Raw genomic sequence first — 20,145 nt, 5'->3', positions numbered from 1 at the left:
CAAATGTATATACCTCTCACTCCTTTCTATCTTGCCTGCGACCGGCGATCACCAGAAGGCAGGGCGTCAGGACCAGGGTCAGCAGAGTGGCAAAGGCCAATCCTCCGGCAATGGACGTTGATAACTGATTCCACCACTGGGCAGTGGGGCCTCCAATTTCAAGTCGATGATTGAACAGATCAATATTGGTGGAGAGCACCATTGGCATCAGACCCAGGATAGTAGTGACGGTGGTCAACATCACCGGTCGCAGACGCTGGGCACCGGTTCGGAGAATCGCTTCTTCAGCCTTCATGCCCTGTTTGCGCAACACATTGTAGGTATCAATCAACACAATATTATTGTTGACCACGATGCCTGCCAGGGAAATGACCCCGATACCGCACATCACAATGCCAAAGGGTTTTCCAGCCAGAAGCAAGCCAAATAATACACCGCCGGTAGACAGTACCACCGCTGACATAATCAGGAATGCCTGGTAGAAGCTGTTGAACTGAGTCACCAGAATCATGGCCATCACAAACAGAGCAACCGCGAATGCCTTGATCAGGAACTGACTGCTTTCCTGCTGGTCTTCATTCTGTCCTTTGATGGTAAAGCTGACTTCCTCTGGCACCTTCAATGCATCAAGCTGCGCCTGCAATTCGGGCAGCAGGTCATTGAGCAGAATGCCCTCAGCCAGGTTGGCACTGACTGTGACGGTTCGTTTACCATCCAGATGCTTGATACTGTCAACCTTGGGGGCGATTTCCCGAGTCGTGAAGTTGTTGATCGGGACCAGACCCGCCGGGGTCATCAGCCGGAGCTGATCAATGCTCTCAAGGTGGCGGTCTGACTCAGGAAAACGAATACGAATGTCCACTTCATCACTGCTGTCGTCCGGACGGTAACCGCCCACCGTTAAACCAGAAGTCACCATCCGTACCAGACCACCGGCACTGCTGACATCGGCACCATAACGGGCAGCTCCGGCACGGTCTACATCGATGCGCCACTCATAGCCGGAAGTAGGGCCGTCGTCTTCCAGATTGGTAAAGCCAGCCATGCCGGTCAGAACCGTTCTGACTTTGCCCACGGTTTCGTGGAGGACATCAAGGTCTTTGGCACTGATCACCAATTCCAGGGGTTTACCTTGGGGAGGGCCATCTTTTCTTCGTTCAACAGTGATATCAAGACCGGCGAAATGGGCAAGTTTCTGATTAATCTCTTCTGCCACCAGGGCTGCTTTGCGGCGATATTTCCAGTCCACCATATTCAGGCGGATAGTCCCCACTTCCTGGTTATCACCGGTTCGTGCATACAGGGTTTTTAATTCTGGCTGTTGCAGCAGAATCGCTTCTACACGTTGCAGTATCTCATCCTTTTCATCTATGGACAGGTTGCTGGAGTTCACGCGCACTTTGATCATAATGTTATTGGTGTCAACATCAGGAAAGAACTCAACGCCTTTACCAAAACTGATAAAGGCAAAGTAAATGGCTACCACCATCGCCATGCCAGAGAACAATATTTTTAAAGGGTGCCGGATCGCTTTCGCCAACATGCGAATATAGATCCCGGCCCAACCGGGCACATTGTGTAAATCTCCGGTTTCCGCTTCGGTGATGGACCTTTTTTCCAGCTCACTGAGTTTTCTGGGCTTACCAATCAGGGAACCGATGGTTGGGATAAAAATCAGCGCCATCACCAGAGATGCGGAGAGGGTGGCAATCAAGGTTAATGGCAGGTACTTCATCATCTCACCCATAATGCCCGGCCAGAACATCAGCGGGAAAAAGGCCGCAAGTGTGGTGGCTGTGGACGCGATGATTGGCCATGCCATGCGTAACGAGGCTTCCTGATAGGCCTGCCTGCGGGCAACCCCCTCACTCATTTTTCGGTCAGCATATTCTGTGACCACAATGGCACCATCAACCAGCATACCAACGGCGATCATCAGCGAGATCAGGACCACCATATTGATGGTTAAGCCCATCATGGCGATGATCAGAATACCGGTCAGAAAAGAGCCGGGAATGGCAATGGCTGCCAACACCGCGCTGCGCAGGCCCAGCGCCCCGACAATCACCGTTACCACCAGAGTGATGGCCGCCAGAACGCTGTTCTGCAGGTCGTTGACCATAGCCAACACATCCACCGACTGATCACCCACATAATCAACCTTCAGGGTTTCCGGTGCCAGTTTCTGGCCCTCGGCAATAATGGTTTTGGCCAGCATCACGGTTTCAATAATGTTTTCCCCGGGGCGCTTTTTGATTTCCAGGGCGATACTATTGTTGCCGTTCATTCTGGCGTAGCCGCCACCGTCCTTGAAGGTACTGAGAACGCTGGCAATATCACCAAAGGTAATCACCCGATCACCGTCTGCCTTGACGGGTTGTGAGAGGATATCAGCCACGGTTTTGTAGACGGCGGGGACCTTGACCGAGAACCGCCCCTTACCATTGTCCAGGTTGCCGGCAGCAACCAGCTGGTTGTTCCGGGAGACCAGATTGATCACATCCGCAGGCACCAGCCCGTAACTTTCCAGCTTGAGTGGATCAATAATAACATCAACCACTTCCTCCCGGTCGCCGGCGATATCCACCTCCAGAATCTGCTTTCTGGATTCCAGCACATCCTTAAGTTCCCGGGCTATTCTAACCAATGCGCGTTCAGGCAAATTGCCAGACAATACCGCCGTAATCACCGGTTGCATACTGGCAAAGGAAATCTGGTTGATGATGGGCTCATCGGTATCCTGTGGCAGCTTACTTTTGGCAAGGTTAACCTTATCCCTGACGTCGGCAAGGACCTCATCCGTATCAAGTCCGGCGATAAACTCCAGGGTAATGGAGGCAAGGGACTGGGATGCTGTGGCCTTGAGTTCCTTAACACCTTCTATCGCCCTGAGTTCATTCTCCAGGGGAAGTACCAGCAGCCGTTCGGCATCTTCCGGCGAGATGCCTTCGTGTGATACGGAGATATAAATGATCGGAATCGTAATATCAGGGTTCGACTCCCTGGGAATCGTAAGATAGCTGGCCAGCCCGGTCATCAGGATTAACGCCAGCAGCATCATGACCGTACGGGTCCGCATGAGTGATGCAGCAATCAGACTGTGCATTGGTCATTACTCCCCGGCAACCAGAGCAACATCAGGATTGATAACATCAACCTGATCACCGGACCGAACGAAGCCCTGACCACGGGTAATGACCCTGGCCTGTTCGGGAATGCCTGTCACCCAGAGGCGGTCACTTTCCGATTTGACGACATCTACGGGGGTGAACTCGACCCGATTGTCCATTGTCACCCATTTAATCCCCGGCTCGCCTTCTTCACTCAACGCAAGCCATGCAGGACTTATTTCCAGTGCCATAACTGCTTCCATCAACAGGTCAGCTTCAACGCTGAGGCCTGCGGGAATTTTCATATCAGGGTTCGGGATGGTTAGCTCGACAGAAAATGTCCGGGTTGATGGATCAGCCTGTCGATCAATAAAGCGAATAGTCGCTTTGCTGGTCGCTCCACCGAGAAACTGGACAACCGCTTTCTGGCCGGAGGTAAAATAATTAATATGATTCTGGGGAACATCGACATGGACCACCAGCGGGTCAAGGTCGAGAATTTCAGCCACCGGTTTTCCTTTATCAATAAAGTCACCAACTTCCACATAGCGCTTGTTAAGAATGCCGGAAACGGGGGCCTTAATCAGGGTATTGTCCCAGTGCGTCTGGAGCTGCTCTTTTTGCGACAGCGCCTCAGCCAGGGAAGCCTCTAGCTGAGTAATCTGATTATCAGCAATGTGTTTTTTCTTTTGCAGCATAAGGGCTGACTGGTAATCCTGCTCAGCTTGTCTGACACGAGCTTCAGCAGACTTCAGTTGAGCCTTCAGACTGCCTTCACGTAGCCGGATAATTTCGTCGCCCGCCGCCATCAGCTGACCACGTTCAGCACTGATATTAATAACCCGGGCTGCCAGTTCAGCACTGACTGTGACGGTCCGGTCAGTTTCCGTGGTGCCATAGAGTGTAAGTGTGCGATGGACCGGTGATTGCTCAAAATGAGAGGCCTGGACAACGGGAATAACCCTATTTTCCTGACTATCCCGGGAAGGAGGGCTGACTTTTTCAGTGTCGTTTATATTAACGACATCCGCAGTCAGCAGGAAGATACCAATGCCAACCGCTATAACACTGGCGGCTAACCATGAGCCGTTTACATTGACTAACTTTTGCACTCTTGTTTACCCCAGTATCATATTTTTATTCTGAGCTGGCAGTCATTGCCCTGACGTGTAGTAGTATTACATCGTCTATCCGGCGAGTTACCGAAGCATTGATAAGAATCATTTATAAAAAGTACAACGCCGGACGCGTATTAGTATCCATAAGATCCGGAATTCTCGCAATATCCCATAAGAAATGCGTCCAGTTTCTTATAGTTCAACCGGGTGATAAAAGGGAAGGGAGGCTCTGACCACCATTTCAGAAGTGATCAGAGTTCTGAGTAAATGGAATGCACTAGTTCAGAGTTTTAGCATCAGGAGTAGATTGACCCCGTGAGTATATTACCGGACGAAGAACATCCGACATTGGATGTTCATAATAATGATGTGGCACATGGTGATAGCCAAAGCTGGCAAAGGTTAAAACCGTTTGAAGCCCATGGGCAAGAGAAGGCTCGGCAATCATTTCCACAACCGTATGGGCTAAATGCATGTGGCCAAAGAGGTTTTCCCATGCACCATGATGGTGATCATGGTAGTGCTTCTGACCACCACTGATAAATTCACTGACACCATGGCTATGGTCAATTATCTCGGCAATATGGAAGCCGGAACTTATCAGACTGGTCAAAGTATGATACGCCGTCGGTCCAATGCCAGCAGAACCGGCAAGATTTTTCAAAAAGGCAAAGTGTGAATGATGATGACCATGGCTTGTTATGCCCAGCAATGAGCCGCTGTACTTGATAAAGTCCATGCCGTGCAACACCAGGCCAACCAGATCACCATAGCCGATAATGGTTTTGAATATTGGATCTCTGTACAGTTTCCAGCGGTCAAGTACGTAGATAAATTCCGGAATGTTTTCCTGGTTGAATATAAGGACCATCGAGTAACTTTCACCAATATCCAGCACCATAAAATCGCCATGGACAGAGCTTGCCAGCTTCTCTGAATCTTTAAATGAAAGGTTGTGTGGTTCCGGCTTAAATAAGTGCAGGGTCTGGGAGTTTCTGGTTGTACCCGTCAGGTAGTCTGCAGCCTCAGTAATGTTGTCTAATTCTTTTTTGGCATGATGGATTAAGGACGGGTGTAGATGCGCAATCACAGCCCTGGTGGTCGAATTGTCTTTATCACCAAGCGACAGTTCATCATAATCAATACCTAATGGAATTTTGGTTTCCCTGCTGTCTTTTTGTGCGGTGATTGAACCCAGCTCTGATAAGTCATTTAAATCTCTTTGAAAGTGCCCATGAAACTTCATTTCTGCTAAAAAGGGCAGGTATGGAAAATCACCATCCTGTTCAAATTCCAGGACAGATTCACAAGCATTATTTGGGTCAGAGCATTGCACACAAATATGACCTTTAAATGTTCCCTTGCCCAGGTAATTTAATGATATTTCATGCTTTTTTACACCATCATCCAGCTCCGCCAGACAATACCCGGGAAGAGAAGCAAAGAGAATGATAAAAAGCATTCTGCTTTTTTGCAAAGCGGTCATATTTATATCCCAATCATTTGTTATTGAATGGGCTTAGAATAGTCAGGCTTTGCAAAGATGCAAATACGAATGATTATCACATGATAAATAGAGTAAAGATTCTCAATATCTTATAAAAAAGAATTTATATTAACTCAGAAAATTCAGCGATGACGGGGGCGTGATCAGAGGGTTTTTCCATGGCTCTGATTTTGTAATCCATAAAAATGGATTGGCATATCTGCATTAAAGAGTTCGTTGCCAGAATAGAATCTATTCTCAAGCCACGCTTTGGCTCACTCTCAAACCCACGGCTTCGGTAATCAAACCAGCTGAAGAGATTGTCTTCATCAGGATATAGCTCCCTGAAACAATCCGTTAGCCCCCACCCAAGCAGTCGGTCAAACCATTCCCGCTCCTCTGGCAAAAAGCTGCATTTGCCGGTTCTTAGCCATCGTCTGGCATTAGCGGGACCAATGCCAATATCCAGGTCTGTATGAGAGATATTAAAGTCACCAATCACTAAAATATTGGAGGAGGGGGAACAGGAGCTTTGCAGATAAGCCTGTAAATCATTGTAAAACTTAGCTTTATTGGCAAACTTGGTCTCGTGACTGCGATTTTCTCCCTGGGGGAAATAACCATTAATGACTCTCAACATTTGCCCGTTCAATTCATAGTCGCCAATAATAACACGACGCTGGGCGTCAGGCAGGTCCGTAGGGAATCCTTTTTGAACACTCACCGCAGGCGTCTTACTGAGTAATGCAACGCCGTAATGGGTTTTCTGGCCATGATACAAGACGCTGTAGCCCAGATCCTCAATGGCTTTCACCGGGAAGTGTTCATCAGATACTTTGATCTCCTGAAGGCCTATCAGATCAGGACTATGGTCCTCAATTACTTGGGAGAGTTGATGTAAGCGCGCCCTCACACCATTGACATTAAAGCTGACTATTTTCATCGTTTTATCATGACCTTAGGGCAGGTTCAGGGTAGTTTTGGTGTTGCCGTCGATAGGATGTAACCAATATTTCCAATTTAACATAATATATATTATGCGAATATTATTTTCATCGATATAAACACTATCTTTCAGAAAAAAAACACCTGTCATAGGCTTTCTTCACGACAATATATGCGTAATGTATTTTTTTAGAGAATTTTTTCCAAAAATCGTTGTCTAACTCTTTACCGATATTAAGGAGACACTGCTCATTAGACGTCATTGAGTTCTATCCGCCTTCAGTCGTAATAATTGGCGGGCTGAATGACGATCCGGATGCTCCATGACTGAAAGGATCTCCCTCTGAGCGTTTGTTTCCTAACGTAACAGTTTTGTTACTCATTGCCGAAATGTTTAACGACTGTGAACGGAAACTTGCTATAACAGTAGAAAACTGTCTAACATTTACTCTGGTATAGCAGTCGCCGTAACAGTTGTACAGACTAGGCTTAAGCCTAATAGCATGGAAAGTAAACGACGCTACTAGTCCACAACAAACCTCATAACTAACTAGAGAAAGGTAACTGCCAATGACTTTAAAAGGTCTTATCAAATTAACCCAGTTGATGCAGGAACAACCACTGACGGTTATCCAATGGCAAATTCTCCTCGTGGTTGCAGAAAACCCCGGAGAAACCATTACAGATCTTGTAAATGCTGAAAAGCTCACCTGTGGTACCCCAAGTGATATTGCGGTCAGTGTTAAACGTCTGGGTGAAGGACGGCACGACAGGCCTGGCCTGGGGCTGATCAAAAAGGTTCAGCACGAAGATGATGGTCGCTATTTTAAGCTGACACTGACTGCCAAAGGCAAAAAACTGGTGGAAAAAATCAAGCAGAAAGCTCGATATCTGAAATGAACAAACCAGTATCACCAGGGCTCTACACGGTTGTAGGAGTATTGTAGAAGTTACTCTTAGGGGCCCTAACCCTCCTCCCATGCATTCTTATCCTCACTGTATCTACCTCTGGTCTTAACCAGCATTTTTCTTCGACATTTTGAAGCTGTCGCAAAACCCCGACGAAAGTCTCTTATTCCTGAAGTGCCCCGGCCTCGTCATAAGGACGCTCTGATACGTCGAATCAACCAATAAAACGTCAACAGGCTTTGCCCTCTGGCTATTGCTATCCATATCCCCTATCAAATGCAAATTACTGCCGGTAAGTTCAGTTACCGGCAGTAAAGGTTCATGTTTTGGTACTGATAATACTGGTATTATAATACTGGTATTATTGGTTCTATATTTTGGAATACTACAGCGAATATGAAGAACTCAGAGCAGGACAAAGTCAGAAGACAGCACATTTTCAGCATCCTTGATGACTTGAAAGAGAAAGGTGAGAGAATTAACGCCGACAAAGTCGCCCGCATCGGGAAAATGGGAAAGCAGACCGTACTGCCATATTACAATGAATGGCGATATCTAGGGGCTATTGGTGAAGCCGAAGAGCTTGAATTGCCGGATGATCTGGTCAGAGGCCTGAAAAGAGGCATTGCCCAGTGGAAGCATCAATTGTCCGAGGACCAGCGGAATTTTGAAGAGTCTGCAAACCAGGAGATCGATGAACTAAAAGAAAGCCTGAGTCAGCTTTTAGAAAAGAATAGCCAGCTATCTCACAACAACTCTGAACTTCAGGATCAGGTTCAGCATATCAGTGCAGAGCTCGAGGCAACGAAGCTCACTTTGCAACAAAGAACTCAGAACCTGAAAGAACTGGAGTCACTGCTGAAATCAGAACAGAGACAAACTGAACAACTACAATCTGCTGCTGCTGAGCAAAAAGCCCTTCATCTTCAGGCCATCAGCAACCTGGAGAAGCAGATGGATCAACGGAGCCAGGAGCAACTGAATCACTGGATTGGCGTGGTCGATGATGAGCGAAGGTTAAAGCAGGGATTGGAAAAGAAGATAAGTAACCAGCTCCAGGAACAGCAGGAGTTGAAAAAACATAATCTGGAGCTGCAAAGCCGATTGGACAGCAAGTCGAAGGCATATATTCAGGTTTGCGAAGAAAGAAACAATCTGTCTTCAGAGAAAAGCAAGACAAAAGCCACGGTTCAGCTTGCTAATCAGCTAATGGTGCTACTGGACAGTGATCAGGGTAATCTACTAGGTGCAGTGCGTAGCCTTCTGGCTGGAGCCAGGGAATCTCATATGATGCAAGAGCAATACAGGACCGCAATATCAGATAAAGAAAAGCTGGAGAGTCGGCTGCTGGAAACGGAAGAGCGACTTGATGAAATCGGCACTCTTCGGCTTGAACTTGAAAGAGCCCGCGGTATTGCCGAGGCTTTTGAAAAAGCGTTGTCTAAAAAAACCGATACTCCTGAGGTAACGCAGTGAGCCAGCCGATTCGCCCTTCAGTTTTTCTGAATGCCCTCCCCGCCCTGCCCGCTCATCATGGTGCAAATGACAATATGATGGGAGCGGGCAATGATGGTGAAGCAATGGTACTTTTCCTGAACAAGTCCGGGGCCCGCTCAGAAGAGACCCTGCGCCGTTATGAGCGAGAAATAACCAGATTGACAGCGTTTTTATACTTTGAATTGGGAATTGGGTATAAAGATGTGCGCCTTAAACACCTGCAAGCCTATGTCAACTTTATGCAGAACTTACCACCGCGCTGGCTGATGCCTGGCATCCTTCCCGGTCAGCCGGAGAGGATTATGTTCAGGTCCCCGATCAAGCCAGGAAAAAGCACCGATCAGGTTATTGATGTACTGTCCTCCTTTTTCTCTTTTCTGGAGAAAAATCGTTATACCGCTGGTAATCCGGCCGCATCACTTATTCGATCGGGTGAAAAGCTGGCCCGGGGCAACACCATCATCCGATATTTTTATGATAATGAGTGGCAATTTATTAAAGAGTGCCTGGCAAGCCTGCCAATGGGCACCGAAAGAGAACGGATTGAATCAGCCCGAACCCGCCTTATCCTCTCTTTAAGTTATGGGCTGGCTTTGCGGGAATCTGAGCTGACGGGACATACCTGTTCAGATATACACCCCGATAATGACAACGGTTTTTATCTCAGTGTTTTGGGCAAGGGCAGAAAAAGAAGACAGATTCCCCTGAATAAAGTGCTTCAACAGCAAATCATTGAATACAGGCGCATGAATGGATTCTCAGGCCTGTACGGAGACCCTTTTCCCCTGGCACCAAAGACACGCAAAACCGGGGGTCTGATCACCCCGCTTTCAGCCCGGGGGCTTCGATTCTGGTGGCGATCCTTTATGGAAAATTGTCAGAGAAAGGCCTCACCGGATATCAGGCACAGATTACAGGGGCTGCCATTTCACACGCTGCGCCATACAGCGCTGACGCACCTGGCCCGAAAAATGGATATCGAAGACCTTGCTATATTTGCAGGTCATGATTCAATCAATACCACAAGCCAGTACTACCATGCAGAAGCAAGTAGACTGAAAAAGATGGCTGCCGATCATCATATCTGATTAAGCTGAAAAGAAGACCATAAGAATTGTTTTCACCTGTGATAAAGGAGGAATTCTTCCGTAAATGGTCTGGGAACTGATTGCTCATACATCAGGGAAGGTCATGAACTATTGCCAGGGCTGTAAAAAACCACTCAAGGGCCAATGCGTTAAGGCAATGGGCATGCGCTGGCACCCGGGCTGTTTCAGGTGCAGTGGCTGCAGGAAGCCATTTGCAGGAAAGGCTTTTGTCGTATTCAGGAACCGGGCCTTTCATCCTGACTGCCTGAGGTGTCCGAGCTGCAGAAAGCCCGTCAAGGGAAACTATGTAGAACTTGATAAAATGGCCTGGCACCCGGTTTGCGCGCAAAAGCAGACCGCCCCACTCTGCTCTGTCTGTCGGAACCCTCTCACCAGGAACTACTTTGTGGATTTCTGGGGCAATGCTTTTTGCAATAACCATGATGGGCATCCGGAGTGTTCCAGCTGCAGTCGGCTTGTTTGTGAAAATCTCACCAATGGCGGTATGCAGTATCCCGACGGGGTTGTTATCTGCAACAAATGCAGCCTCAATGGCGTTTCCACCCAGGAGCGCGCGGACCGCATTGCTATTGAAATGCGCTCGGCCCTGGCATCGGTTGGACTTAGTCTGAACTCAACACAGACACCGGTAAAACTCTGCGGCCGTGATGAGCTAAATGACGCCAGTCATCATGACTTTCATGATAATCACCCCATTCTGGGGGTTACCCGAACCACGACAACTCACCGGAAAGGACAGATATTAGCCAGAAATTTTGACTGCATTTTAATCCAGATCAATCTGCCGGAAGAACATTTCCGAACCGTAATGATTCATGAGCTCACCCATGCCTGGTTTTTTTACAATTATTATGAAAATCTGCCACTGAAGGTAGAGGAAGGAATGTGTGTATTAATGGAGTATATCTGGTTAAAAAACCTTAATACAAAAGATGCTGAATTTCGAAAAAAGCAGATAGAGCAAAGTGCCGACCCAATTTATGGCGATGGGTTTCGGGAGGCCAGAGAGTCATTGAAGCACATGCCACTGACCACACTTCTGGAATTTATCAGGGATAAAAAGAAATTCCCCGGTCGCTGGAGTTCTTTCTTTTTTTAAAAGGAGGGAAAAAAATGGAGGCGAGTACCGGAGTCGAACCGGTCTAAATGGAGTTGCAGTCCACTGCATAACCGCTTTGCTAACTCGCCCTTCTAAAAAGAAGAAAGGTGGGATGGTGCCCGAGGCCGGACTCGAACCGGCACGATCTTGCGATCGAGGGATTTTAAGTCCCTTGTGTCTACCAATTTCACCACTCGGGCAGTACTTGAATAGTACAGAGTAAAAGCATAAAAAAACAGGCTCAGCCTGTAATTTTATTCTGGAGGCGAGTACCGGAGTCGAACCGGTCTAAATGGAGTTGCAGTCCACTGCATAACCGCTTTGCTAACTCGCCAGAATCTTGAGCCTGGTCTGTTCTTGATGTAAGAGACAAACCTGAACATTGAAAGCATCAATGCATCTTGCTCGCATTTATGCAATTGAATCACATAAATTGAATAATTGGAGCGGGAAACGAGGTTCGAACTCGCGACCTCAACCTTGGCAAGGTTGCGCTCTACCAACTGAGCTATTCCCGCACGCTTTTTTGAAAATCGACAATCGGCAATCGATAATCAAGAACCAATGCTAGACGACTTTGGCTAACTGCCTGTCAGCGCCCGAACACGAAGCGTATTTTAGGTTTTTTTGCTTTGATGTCAACCGCTTTCCGTCACATCAGTCAGGCTTGTTGAACGGAGAAAGATCTGGCCAGGCGGCCTTCAGATAAATATACATAGACCATAGTGTCAGAATTGCAGAAAGGTACAGCAGGACAATACCAAGCAAACCAATCCAGGAATCAACAGGCACTGGCGATAATAGCAGTAAGGTAATGGCTGCCATTTGAGCCATGGTTTTCGCCTTACCGATCATGCTCACAGCAACACTGGTCCGCTTACCCAGTTCAGCCATCCACTCTCTCAGGGCCGAGATGACGATCTCCCGGCCAATAATGATCAGAGCCGGCACCGTCATCCAGAATGCACGAAACTCATCAATCAGCAGGCACAGCGCCGTGGCAACCATGATTTTATCAGCGACCGGGTCAAAGAACGCCCCGAAAGGGGTTGTCTGGTTGAGCCGACGGGCAAGATACCCATCAAACCAGTCCGTTGCGGCAGCGAAGGCAAATATTCCAGCACAGGCAAGGTAACTCCACTCAAATGGGAGATAAAAAATAATGACGAGAAATGGGACCAGAACAATTCGTGTTAGTGTTAGAAAATTCGGGACGTTCATAACTACTTAATTAAGCCCTTGTGCTGTAAGGCTATGAAGCATGCAGCTGGCAGCCTTGGGACGGTATTGGGACGGTTTGACATATCGCCTTGCTCTTTTGGGATGATCCTAGGGCCTGTTGACGTTTCGTTGCGTGCTCAGCGTATCAGGGCGCTCCTATGACGAGGCGCGGCATAGCAGGAAGGCTGGTTGCCTTTCAAAATGCCGCAACGAAGTCATAGGGGTGCCCTGATACGCCCGAAGGGTGGCTCAGAAAGGTACCATCTGCTTTGTCAGACTTGCTTGGCGTAGAATAACTACGCGCTGCGCAAGTCTTTCGCGCATATGACACCTTTCTGAGCCACTGAGCACGCAACGAAACGTCAACAGGCCCTAAGATGCCAGAAATCAAAACAGGGCATACGGTACACAGTCCTGCTCTTCGGTGCTAGTCATTATGAAAATATTCATGTATCTGCTGCGCCAGCCTCAGACTGATGCCTTCAACTTTCTTCAATTCTTCGATGGTTGCACCACTCACGCCTTCGCGACCACCAAAAAACTTCAATAAAGCTGAACGCCTTTTGCTGCCAATACCCGGAATATCTTCCAGCACGGAACGGTTTCTGGCCTTTTGCCTGCGTTGTCGATGCCCGGTGATGGCAAAGCGGTGTGCTTCATCCCGGATCTGCTGTATCAACAGTAATGCCGCCTCAGCACCTTCGGGGTTGAGCTCCTGATCCAGGTAAATCAGTGTTTCAAGTCCCGGCTTTCGGGTTACTCCCTTGGCAACCCCAAGCAAGGGAATCTGCAATTGCAGCCTGGTCATCACCTCCGAGGCCTTTCCTAACTGCCCCTTACCCCCATCAATAATGATAAGATCCGGCCTGGCCCCCTCCCCTGCATCTGCCTCCGCCAGTTTCTGATAACGCTTATCAAGAGCCATCGCCATGGCGGCATAATCATCCCCGGGCTCTATACCAGTGATATTGTAACGACGGTATTCACTGAACACCGGCCCTTCCGGACCAAATACCACACAGGATGCAACAGTTGCTTCCCCCATGGTATGGCTGATATCGAAACACTCCATACGCAGGATGGGTTGCTCAATGTCCAGCAAATCCTTAAGTTGTGCGTATCGCTGGTTTAAATGGCTTTTGCTTGCCAGGTGACTTTCAAGATTCTGCTGCGCATTTTTATTGGCCAGGCCCAACCAATCGTGCCGTTCAGAGCGTACTCTGTCCTTGATCTTGATTTTCTTGCCAGAAACCGCCTGGATCGCATCCTCAATAGTATCTGCACCGGCCAGCTCAAACGGAACCACGATTTCCTCGGGAAAATCACGACTGGCAAACAGCCTTACATAGAACTGGGCCATAAAATCTTCCAGGTAATCAGACCGTTCAGCTTCCAGCTTAAAATCAGGAAAGTAATATTTATGACCAAGCAACCTGCCAGAACGAACAAAGAGCACGTCAAAACAGGTATTGCCACCCATTTGGGCAAACCCGATCACATCAATATCACCGGCCGATTTGGTCACCGTCTGCTGTTCCTGAACAGCCCGGAGGTGGTTGATTTTATCGCGGGTTGCCGCCGCCTCTTCAAAATCCAGCGATTCAGCAGCATCTTCCATGCGCTTTATCAGCGAACGGATTAACTGCTGGTTTTTGCCATCCAGGAATTGCCGGGTATCCTCAAGATCCTGCTGGTACTCTTCTTTTGAGACCAGGCCAACACAGGGGGCCTTGCAACGGTTGATTTGATATTGCAGGCAGGGCCGGGTTCTATTGTTGAAATAGATGTCAGTACACTGACGTATCTTAAAAATCTTCTGCAGCAGGTGCAGGCTTTCCCGAACCGCTCCGCTACTCGGGTAAGGCCCGAAATACTGGCCTTTCTGTCGTTTGCGTCCACGACAGGAGTCCATCCTGGGAAAATCATCATCACCGGAAATATAGATATAGGGGTATGACTTATCGTCCCTCAGCAAAATATTGTATGGTGGCTTTCTGTCTTTTATCAGGTTTTGCTCAAGTAGCAGCGCCTCAGTTTCAGTATGGGTAATCGTCAGCTGAATATCAGCAATCTTACTTACCAAAGCCATGGTTTTAGTGGTAAGACCCGTCGCTCGGAAGTAGCTTGAGAGGCGATTTTTAAGATTTTTCGCTTTACCGATATAGAGTGTTTTGCCACTGTGATCACGCATATCATAGACACCCGGACGGCTCGACACCTTTTCCAGAAATGATTTGTGATCAAACTTTTTGCTTTCTTCACTACCTGTCATGAACCACCAGACAACGGTTATCAAATCACCTGCTTATTATATCTTCACAGCGCGGTAGAAACGAATAAGCCTGCATTTTTCAGTACAGGTAACAGGAATTTCGGGCATCAGCACCGGGAGTAGCGGAAGGAACTCAACAAGAGGTTCATCAGAGCCTGTAAGGCAGCGTTCACTCTATGGTATCTACCAGGTCATGGCGAATAGCCAAGTGTGTCAGCTCTACATCACTGGTGATATTCAGCTTTTCAAACATCCGGTAGCGATAGCTATTCACCGTTTTGGGACTGAGGCATAATTTATCGGATATGGTCTGTACTTTCTCGCAATTAACAATCATAAGAGCTATCTGCATTTCGCGATGAGAGAGCTGATTGAAGGGTGACGCACTGTCTGGCTCAATAGCTTTCAAAGCCATTTGCTGGGCAATTTCCGGGGAAATGTATTTCTTTCCAGTAAATACCGTGCGAATGGCCGTAACCATTTCGGTAATATTTGAACTTTTGGTGACGTAACCTGACGCGCCGGCTTCAAGCAGCCTGGTGGGAAATGGGTCATCCATACAGACGGTTACGGCAATAACTTTTGCATGAGGGTTGATCTGGCAGATTTTCCGGGTGGCTTCGAGCCCGCCAATGCCGGGCATTCTGACATCCATTAACGTGACATCCGGAGTGAGTTCCCGATAAAGGCTGATAGCATCTTCACCGCTGACAGCCTGGGCTACAATTTGAATACCCTCAACATCAGCTAACATGCGAGAAATTCCAGTTCTCACCAAATCATGATCATCCGCAACCAGAACTCGTATCAAAATCTACTCCGGTATGTTTCTTATCGTTTTATTGTGAAAGATTATGCACAGAGTTAATGGGTCTTAAAACCCCCAGTGAAAAAAAAGGCATAAAACCAGTAGAAAAATACCACTTTCAAAGAAAGTGGTATTTTTTTAAAAAGACAGCTGCCCTATTGATCAGAGCTTGCCTTCAAGTTCCGGAATAGCTTCAAACAGGTCTGCTACCAGACTATAGTCTGCAACCTGGAATATGGGCGCTTCTTCATCTTTGTTGATAGCAACAATGACTTTACTGTCCTTCATTCCAGCCAGGTGTTGAATGGCTCCGGAGATACCAACGGCAACATACAGCTTGGGAGCAACAATCTTGCCGGTTTGTCCCACCTGCATATCGTTGGGTACATAGCCTGCATCCACGGCAGCACGGGAAGCACCGACTGCAGCGCCAAGCTTGTCGGCTACTTTGTAAAGTAACTCAAAGTTCTCTCCATTACCCATGCCACGACCACCAGATACGATGATGTCCGCAGCCGCCAGCTCAGGACGGTCAGACTGAGCCAGCTCTTCGCTGACAAAGCTCGATACGCCTGCATCATGACTGCTGGCAACGGTTTCTACACTGGCAGATCCACCTTCCGCAGAAACCGGGTCAAAACCTGTGTTACGAACGGTAATAACCTTGATAGATGCACTGGACTGAACCGTGGCAATGGCATTACCAGCGTAGATCGGACGGGCAAAGGTGTCTTCGCTTTGTACACGGATGATGTCGGATATCTGATCAACATCCAGTAAAGCTGCCACCCGTGGCATCATATTTCTGGCATCGGTTGAGGTGGATGCCAGTACGTGAGAGTAATCCTTGCCCAGTTCAGCAACCAGCAGACTCACATTTTCTGCCAGTCGGTTTTCCAGTGCAGCATTCTCGGCCAGCAAGACTTTTGATACACCCGCTACGGCAGATGCCTGCTCTGCAACTGTGCTACACCCGGACCCTGCAACCAGCAGGTGAACCTCTCCCCCGATTGCGGTGGCAGCTGCAACCGTGTTCAGAGTTCCCGCTCCGAGCGTGCTGTTATCATGATCAGCAACGACTAATATGGCCATTAGATCACCTTCGCCTCATTTTTTAATTTTTCTACCAGCTCATCCACGCTGGCCACCTTGATACCCGCCTGTCGTTCAGCCGGTGGTTCTACTTTGATCGTCGTTAAAGTAGACGACACTGTTACGCCGAGGTCTTCTGGTGATTTGACATCCAGGGGCTTACGCTTGGCTTTCATAATGTTGGGCAGTGATGCGTAACGCGGCTCATTCAGACGCAAATCCGTGGTAATCACTGCGGGCAGCTTCAGGCTTAACGTCTGTAAACCACCGTCCACTTCACGGGTAACATTAACGTTATCACCGTCAACATTGACTTCTGAGGCGTAGGTTGCCTGAGACATACCGGCAAGTGCCGCAAGCATCTGACCGGTCTGGCCATTGTCACTGTCGATGGATTGTTTACCCAGAAGAACAAGGTCAGGCTTTTCTTCATCCACAATGGCCTTAAGCAGTTTGGCAACTGCCAGGGAACCCAGAGGCTGATCAGTCTGAACCTGAATGCCACGGTCTGCACCAAGAGCCAGCGCTGTTCGTATCTGCTCCTGGCACTCTTTGGCACCAAGGGATACGGCAACGATTTCTGTAGCGACACCTTTCTCTTTGAGTCTTACTGCTTCTTCAACAGCAATTTCACAGAAAGGGTTGATTGCCATTTTGACGTTGGTGAGATCGACGTCAGTGTTATCCGCCTTCACTCGAACCTTGACGTTATAGTCAATGACTCTTTTGACGGCTACTAATATTTTCATGAGTTCGCAGCCTTCCCTTCTCGTTATTGGCTAGGTCTTGAATTGTCGAGCAGATAACGAACAACCGGACAGACAAATTTTATTATCATTCAGCAACCTGTGTTCACACATCTGCTGGGGCGCAGTCTACCAGCACGTCAATAAGGGTTCAAACGTATGTTTCAATCAGTTCACTCAGATATTCTTATTTAAGACAGGTGTCTGTTACTATGCATCACCGGAAATACACCTGATTCTGCTGATTGCAGAATAGCTGTGAGGGACAAGATAGCAGCTGGTCAGCAGCCGGAATATTTCTGTGTATAGGTATTAATAACTAATGACGTGTTGTCCATTCGGGGAAACACTGAGTATAATGCCAAGCAATTTCAAACAGTTGTTTGAATACCGTTCTGAAAATAACACTCCGACAGGGAGGAAGCTCATCATGGAACGCGAATCCATGGCATTTGATGTCGTTATCGTGGGTGCAGGCCCTTCCGGCTTGTCAGCCGCCTGTCGGCTGATGCAATTGTCTCAGGAGCAGGATAAAGAACTTAGTGTCTGTGTTGTCGAGAAAGGCTCCGAAGTTGGCGCTCATATCATCTCAGGGGCAGTTTTTGAACCAACTGCGCTTAATGAGTTGTTTCCCAATTGGAAAGAGCTGGGTGCGCCGTTAAATACTCCAGTGTCATCCGATGACATTTATGTGCTTCGCTCTGAAGAAAAATCGATAAAAGTACCCAACCTGTTTGTGCCTAAAACCATGCACAATGAAGGCAATTACATCATCAGTCTCGGCAATCTCACCCGCTGGCTGGCGGAGCAGGCCGAGTCACTTGGGGTGGAAATTTTCCCTGGATTCGCCGCCCAGGAAGTGTTGTTTAACGACGATGGTAGTGTCAAGGGCATTGCAACCGGAGATATGGGGATTTCGGCCTCCGGTGACGAGAAAGACAGCTTTATGCCAGGTATGGAGCTGCACGCCAAATACACGCTCTTTTCCGAAGGATGCCGTGGACATTTGGGCAAGCAACTTATCAGCCATTTTAAGCTTGATGAAGGGCGTGATCCTCAACATTATGGCATCGGCATTAAAGAGCTGTGGGATATCGCACCCGAGAAGCATCAACAGGGTCTGGTGGTTCATACTGCTGGCTGGCCACTGGCTGAAAGCGGGTCTACCGGTGGCGGATTCCTCTACCATCTGGAGAATAATCAGGTGGTACTGGGCCTTATTACCGATTTGAGCTATTCAAATCCACACCTCAGCCCCTTTGAAGAGTTCCAGAGATTCAAAAAGAGTCCGGTTATCAAACAATATCTGGAAGGTGGAAAACGGGTTTCCTATGGTGCAAGAGCACTGGCCAAAGGCGGGCCTCAGTCATTACCCGAGATGACTTTTCCGGGCGGACTCTTGATTGGTTGTGACGCCGGAACCATGAATGGTGCGAAAATAAAAGGCTCCCATACCGCCATGAAGTCCGGCATGATTGCGGCAGAAGAAGTGTTCAAGTCGGTGAGTGCAGGCTCTGAAGGCGGCAATAAACTGGAATCCTTTGATGAGGCATTCAAAGCGTCCTGGCTTTATAAAGAACTGCATCAGCAGCGGAACTTTGGTCCGGCCATGCATAAGCTTGGTAACATCTTTGGTGCCGCCTTTGCCTTTGCAGACCTCAATATTTTCAATGGCAAATTGCCATTCACCCTGCACGATACCACTCCGGATTATGCCCAGCTTAAGCCAGCGGCAGAGTCCAGCCCCATCAACTATCCAAAACCTGATGGTGTGATCACCTTTGACCGGTTGAGTTCAGTTTTTCTCTCGAATACCAATCACGAGGAGGACCAGCCCTGTCATCTGAAGCTTAAAGACGCAACCATTCCGCTTAAGCAAAACCTTCCGGCTTATAATGAGCCAGCGCAAAGGTACTGCCCTGCCGGGGTTTATGAGATTGTGATGGATGAGGATAGCGGGGAAAACCGGTTCCAGATCAACAGCCAGAACTGCGTTCACTGTAAGACCTGTGACATCAAAGATCCCGCTCAGAATATCACCTGGATTGCCCCGGAAGGTGCTGGCGGCCCGAATTACCCAAACATGTGAGCTTTCCTGCAATGAGGGTGGTTCAGCCACCCTCAACAACTCCCAGGGAATAGTCTTTCCCCTGGCTGCGAATGCTTAACTCTATTCCCTCAGCCACCCGGGTTTCAACGGCCTCTCCCACTAACTGGTAAAACACATTGCGATTTACCAATGCATCCAGCTGATCTCTAACCCGGATATAAGGAACGAACTCTCCGGTTTTCATACTTTTGATCATTTTCAAACCGTGTTCATTGCTTAGCACTACCTCATCACCAACATTGGTGGTAAACAGGTATTCGGGACCATTCGCACCATCCCGAACCTCAGCTGAAACCACGACAAATGGCGCATCATCCACCTGAATTCTTACTTTTTCTACCGGAGTAACCAGGTAGTAATGGCCATCATCATCATGCCTGAGAACTGAAGCAAACAGCTTCACCATTGATTCCCTGCCAATGGGGGAGCCATTGTAGTGCCAACGGCCATCCCGACTGATGCGCATATCAATATCACCACAGAAAGGAGGGTTCCAGCTGTGTACAGGAGGTAATCCTTTTTTCTTATTCAAAAACTGCAGATTTGCCACAATATTGTCCGGCTTTGATTCATTGTTCACAAAGCATACTCCCATGCTTGCTGGCTATTCAGCCCATTATTAT

At 48.1% G+C, this 20,145-nt stretch carries 15 protein-coding genes, 4 tRNA genes and 1 pseudogene; 6 read left to right on the top strand and 14 right to left on the bottom strand.

Annotation, left to right across the window (positions count from 1 at the left end; all coding sequences use genetic code 11):
• Positions 1–16: 16 nt before the first annotated feature.
• The 4 genes from J7438_RS16620 to xthA all read right to left on the bottom strand — a co-directional run bounded on the left by J7438_RS16620 (position 17) and on the right by xthA (position 6,657).
• Entirely contained in the window at positions 17–3,106 is a 3,090-nt protein-coding gene (locus J7438_RS16620) for an efflux RND transporter permease subunit (protein ID WP_209277437.1), read from the bottom strand.
• Between the two features lie 6 nt (positions 3,107–3,112).
• Positions 3,113–4,222, bottom strand: a complete 1,110-nt coding sequence (locus J7438_RS16615; RefSeq protein WP_209277436.1) for an efflux RND transporter periplasmic adaptor subunit — start codon at positions 4,220–4,222, stop codon at positions 3,113–3,115.
• Between the two features lie 283 nt (positions 4,223–4,505).
• Positions 4,506–5,690, bottom strand: a complete 1,185-nt coding sequence (locus J7438_RS16610; RefSeq protein WP_209277435.1) for a hypothetical protein — start codon at positions 5,688–5,690, stop codon at positions 4,506–4,508.
• A 148-nt stretch (positions 5,691–5,838) separates the two neighbouring features.
• A complete protein-coding gene (gene xthA / locus J7438_RS16605; protein WP_209277434.1) occupies positions 5,839–6,657 on the bottom strand; it encodes an exodeoxyribonuclease III in 819 nt (272 codons plus the stop codon).
• A gap of 572 nt (positions 6,658–7,229) precedes the next feature.
• Between xthA and J7438_RS16600 the strand changes: the two genes are divergently transcribed.
• The 5 genes and pseudogenes from J7438_RS16600 (at position 7,230) to J7438_RS27820 (ending at position 11,273) form a co-directional block, all read left to right on the top strand.
• Positions 7,230–7,559: a MarR family winged helix-turn-helix transcriptional regulator gene (locus tag J7438_RS16600; protein WP_020583484.1), complete on the top strand. Its 330-nt coding sequence runs from the start codon at positions 7,230–7,232 to the stop codon at positions 7,557–7,559.
• 405 nt (positions 7,560–7,964) lie between these two features.
• Positions 7,965–9,044 carry a coiled-coil domain-containing protein gene (locus tag J7438_RS16595; RefSeq protein ID WP_209277433.1) on the top strand — a complete coding sequence of 360 codons (1,080 nt, stop codon included), beginning with the start codon at positions 7,965–7,967 and terminating at the stop codon, positions 9,042–9,044.
• Entirely contained in the window at positions 9,041–10,153 is a 1,113-nt protein-coding gene (locus J7438_RS28385; protein WP_209277432.1) for a tyrosine-type recombinase/integrase, read from the top strand. Before J7438_RS16595 ends, J7438_RS28385 begins: the two co-directional genes overlap by 4 nt.
• A gap of 64 nt (positions 10,154–10,217) precedes the next feature.
• Positions 10,218–10,487: pseudogene (locus J7438_RS28380) on the top strand (LIM domain-containing protein); the annotation flags it as partial.
• Positions 10,488–10,559: 72 nt separating this feature from the next.
• Positions 10,560–11,273: a protein DA1 gene (locus tag J7438_RS27820; RefSeq protein ID WP_353620148.1), complete on the top strand. Its 714-nt coding sequence runs from the start codon at positions 10,560–10,562 to the stop codon at positions 11,271–11,273.
• Between the two features lie 15 nt (positions 11,274–11,288).
• Here J7438_RS27820 and J7438_RS16580 read toward each other — a convergent pair.
• The 9 genes from J7438_RS16580 to J7438_RS16540 form a co-directional block, all read right to left on the bottom strand.
• Positions 11,289–11,362 (bottom strand) — tRNA-Cys (locus J7438_RS16580).
• Positions 11,363–11,386: 24 nt separating this feature from the next.
• A tRNA-Leu gene (locus J7438_RS16575) sits at positions 11,387–11,473 on the bottom strand.
• A 60-nt stretch (positions 11,474–11,533) separates the two neighbouring features.
• A tRNA-Cys gene (locus J7438_RS16570) sits at positions 11,534–11,607 on the bottom strand.
• 108 nt (positions 11,608–11,715) lie between these two features.
• Positions 11,716–11,791, bottom strand: a tRNA-Gly gene (locus J7438_RS16565).
• Between the two features lie 139 nt (positions 11,792–11,930).
• Positions 11,931–12,494: a CDP-diacylglycerol--glycerol-3-phosphate 3-phosphatidyltransferase gene (pgsA, locus tag J7438_RS16560; protein ID WP_209201686.1), complete on the bottom strand. Its 564-nt coding sequence runs from the start codon at positions 12,492–12,494 to the stop codon at positions 11,931–11,933.
• Between the two features lie 427 nt (positions 12,495–12,921).
• Positions 12,922–14,766: an excinuclease ABC subunit UvrC gene (gene uvrC, locus J7438_RS16555; RefSeq protein ID WP_209277430.1), complete on the bottom strand. Its 1,845-nt coding sequence runs from the start codon at positions 14,764–14,766 to the stop codon at positions 12,922–12,924.
• A gap of 169 nt (positions 14,767–14,935) precedes the next feature.
• Positions 14,936–15,577 (bottom strand): UvrY/SirA/GacA family response regulator transcription factor, encoded by a 642-nt coding sequence (gene uvrY, locus J7438_RS16550; protein ID WP_209277429.1) that lies wholly within the window; start codon positions 15,575–15,577, stop codon positions 14,936–14,938.
• Between the two features lie 159 nt (positions 15,578–15,736).
• Positions 15,737–16,666, bottom strand: a complete 930-nt coding sequence (locus J7438_RS16545; protein WP_209201684.1) for an electron transfer flavoprotein subunit alpha/FixB family protein — start codon at positions 16,664–16,666, stop codon at positions 15,737–15,739.
• Positions 16,666–17,415 (bottom strand): electron transfer flavoprotein subunit beta/FixA family protein, encoded by a 750-nt coding sequence (locus J7438_RS16540; RefSeq protein WP_209277428.1) that lies wholly within the window; start codon positions 17,413–17,415, stop codon positions 16,666–16,668. Before J7438_RS16540 ends, J7438_RS16545 begins: the two co-directional genes overlap by 1 nt.
• A 427-nt stretch (positions 17,416–17,842) precedes the next feature.
• Between J7438_RS16540 and J7438_RS16535 the strand changes: the two genes are divergently transcribed.
• Positions 17,843–19,501, top strand: a complete 1,659-nt coding sequence (locus J7438_RS16535) for an electron transfer flavoprotein-ubiquinone oxidoreductase (protein WP_209277427.1) — start codon at positions 17,843–17,845, stop codon at positions 19,499–19,501.
• A 22-nt stretch (positions 19,502–19,523) separates the two neighbouring features.
• On the opposite strand, the gene J7438_RS16530 is transcribed toward J7438_RS16535, so the two are convergent.
• Entirely contained in the window at positions 19,524–20,102 is a 579-nt protein-coding gene (locus J7438_RS16530) for a DUF1285 domain-containing protein (protein ID WP_353620147.1), read from the bottom strand.
• Positions 20,103–20,145 lie beyond the last annotated feature (43 nt).

The organism is Thalassotalea sp. G20_0 (assembly GCF_017744175.1).
GTDB lineage: Bacteria > Pseudomonadota > Gammaproteobacteria > Pseudomonadales > Endozoicomonadaceae > Endozoicomonas.
Note: the sequence above shows the minus strand (reverse complement) of the source record. Positions and strands in the feature narration are given on the sequence as shown.

What these genes read in the sequence shown, in the direction of transcription:
- J7438_RS16620 (WP_209277437.1), bottom strand. Translation starts at nt 3,106, where the DNA reads ATGCACAGTCTGATTGCTGCATCACTCATGCGGACCCGTACGGTCATG.
- J7438_RS16610 (WP_209277435.1), bottom strand. Translation starts at nt 5,690, where the DNA reads ATGCTTTTTATCATTCTCTTTGCTTCTCTTCCCGGGTATTGTCTGGCG.
- xthA (WP_209277434.1), bottom strand. Translation starts at nt 6,657, where the DNA reads ATGAAAATAGTCAGCTTTAATGTCAATGGTGTGAGGGCGCGCTTACAT.
- J7438_RS16600 (WP_020583484.1), top strand. Translation starts at nt 7,230, where the DNA reads ATGACTTTAAAAGGTCTTATCAAATTAACCCAGTTGATGCAGGAACAA.
- J7438_RS16595 (WP_209277433.1), top strand. Translation starts at nt 7,965, where the DNA reads ATGAAGAACTCAGAGCAGGACAAAGTCAGAAGACAGCACATTTTCAGC.
- pgsA (WP_209201686.1), bottom strand. Translation starts at nt 12,494, where the DNA reads ATGAACGTCCCGAATTTTCTAACACTAACACGAATTGTTCTGGTCCCA.
- uvrC (WP_209277430.1), bottom strand. Translation starts at nt 14,766, where the DNA reads ATGACAGGTAGTGAAGAAAGCAAAAAGTTTGATCACAAATCATTTCTG.
- J7438_RS16545 (WP_209201684.1), bottom strand. Translation starts at nt 16,666, where the DNA reads ATGGCCATATTAGTCGTTGCTGATCATGATAACAGCACGCTCGGAGCG.
- J7438_RS16540 (WP_209277428.1), bottom strand. Translation starts at nt 17,415, where the DNA reads ATGAAAATATTAGTAGCCGTCAAAAGAGTCATTGACTATAACGTCAAG.
- J7438_RS16535 (WP_209277427.1), top strand. Translation starts at nt 17,843, where the DNA reads ATGGAACGCGAATCCATGGCATTTGATGTCGTTATCGTGGGTGCAGGC.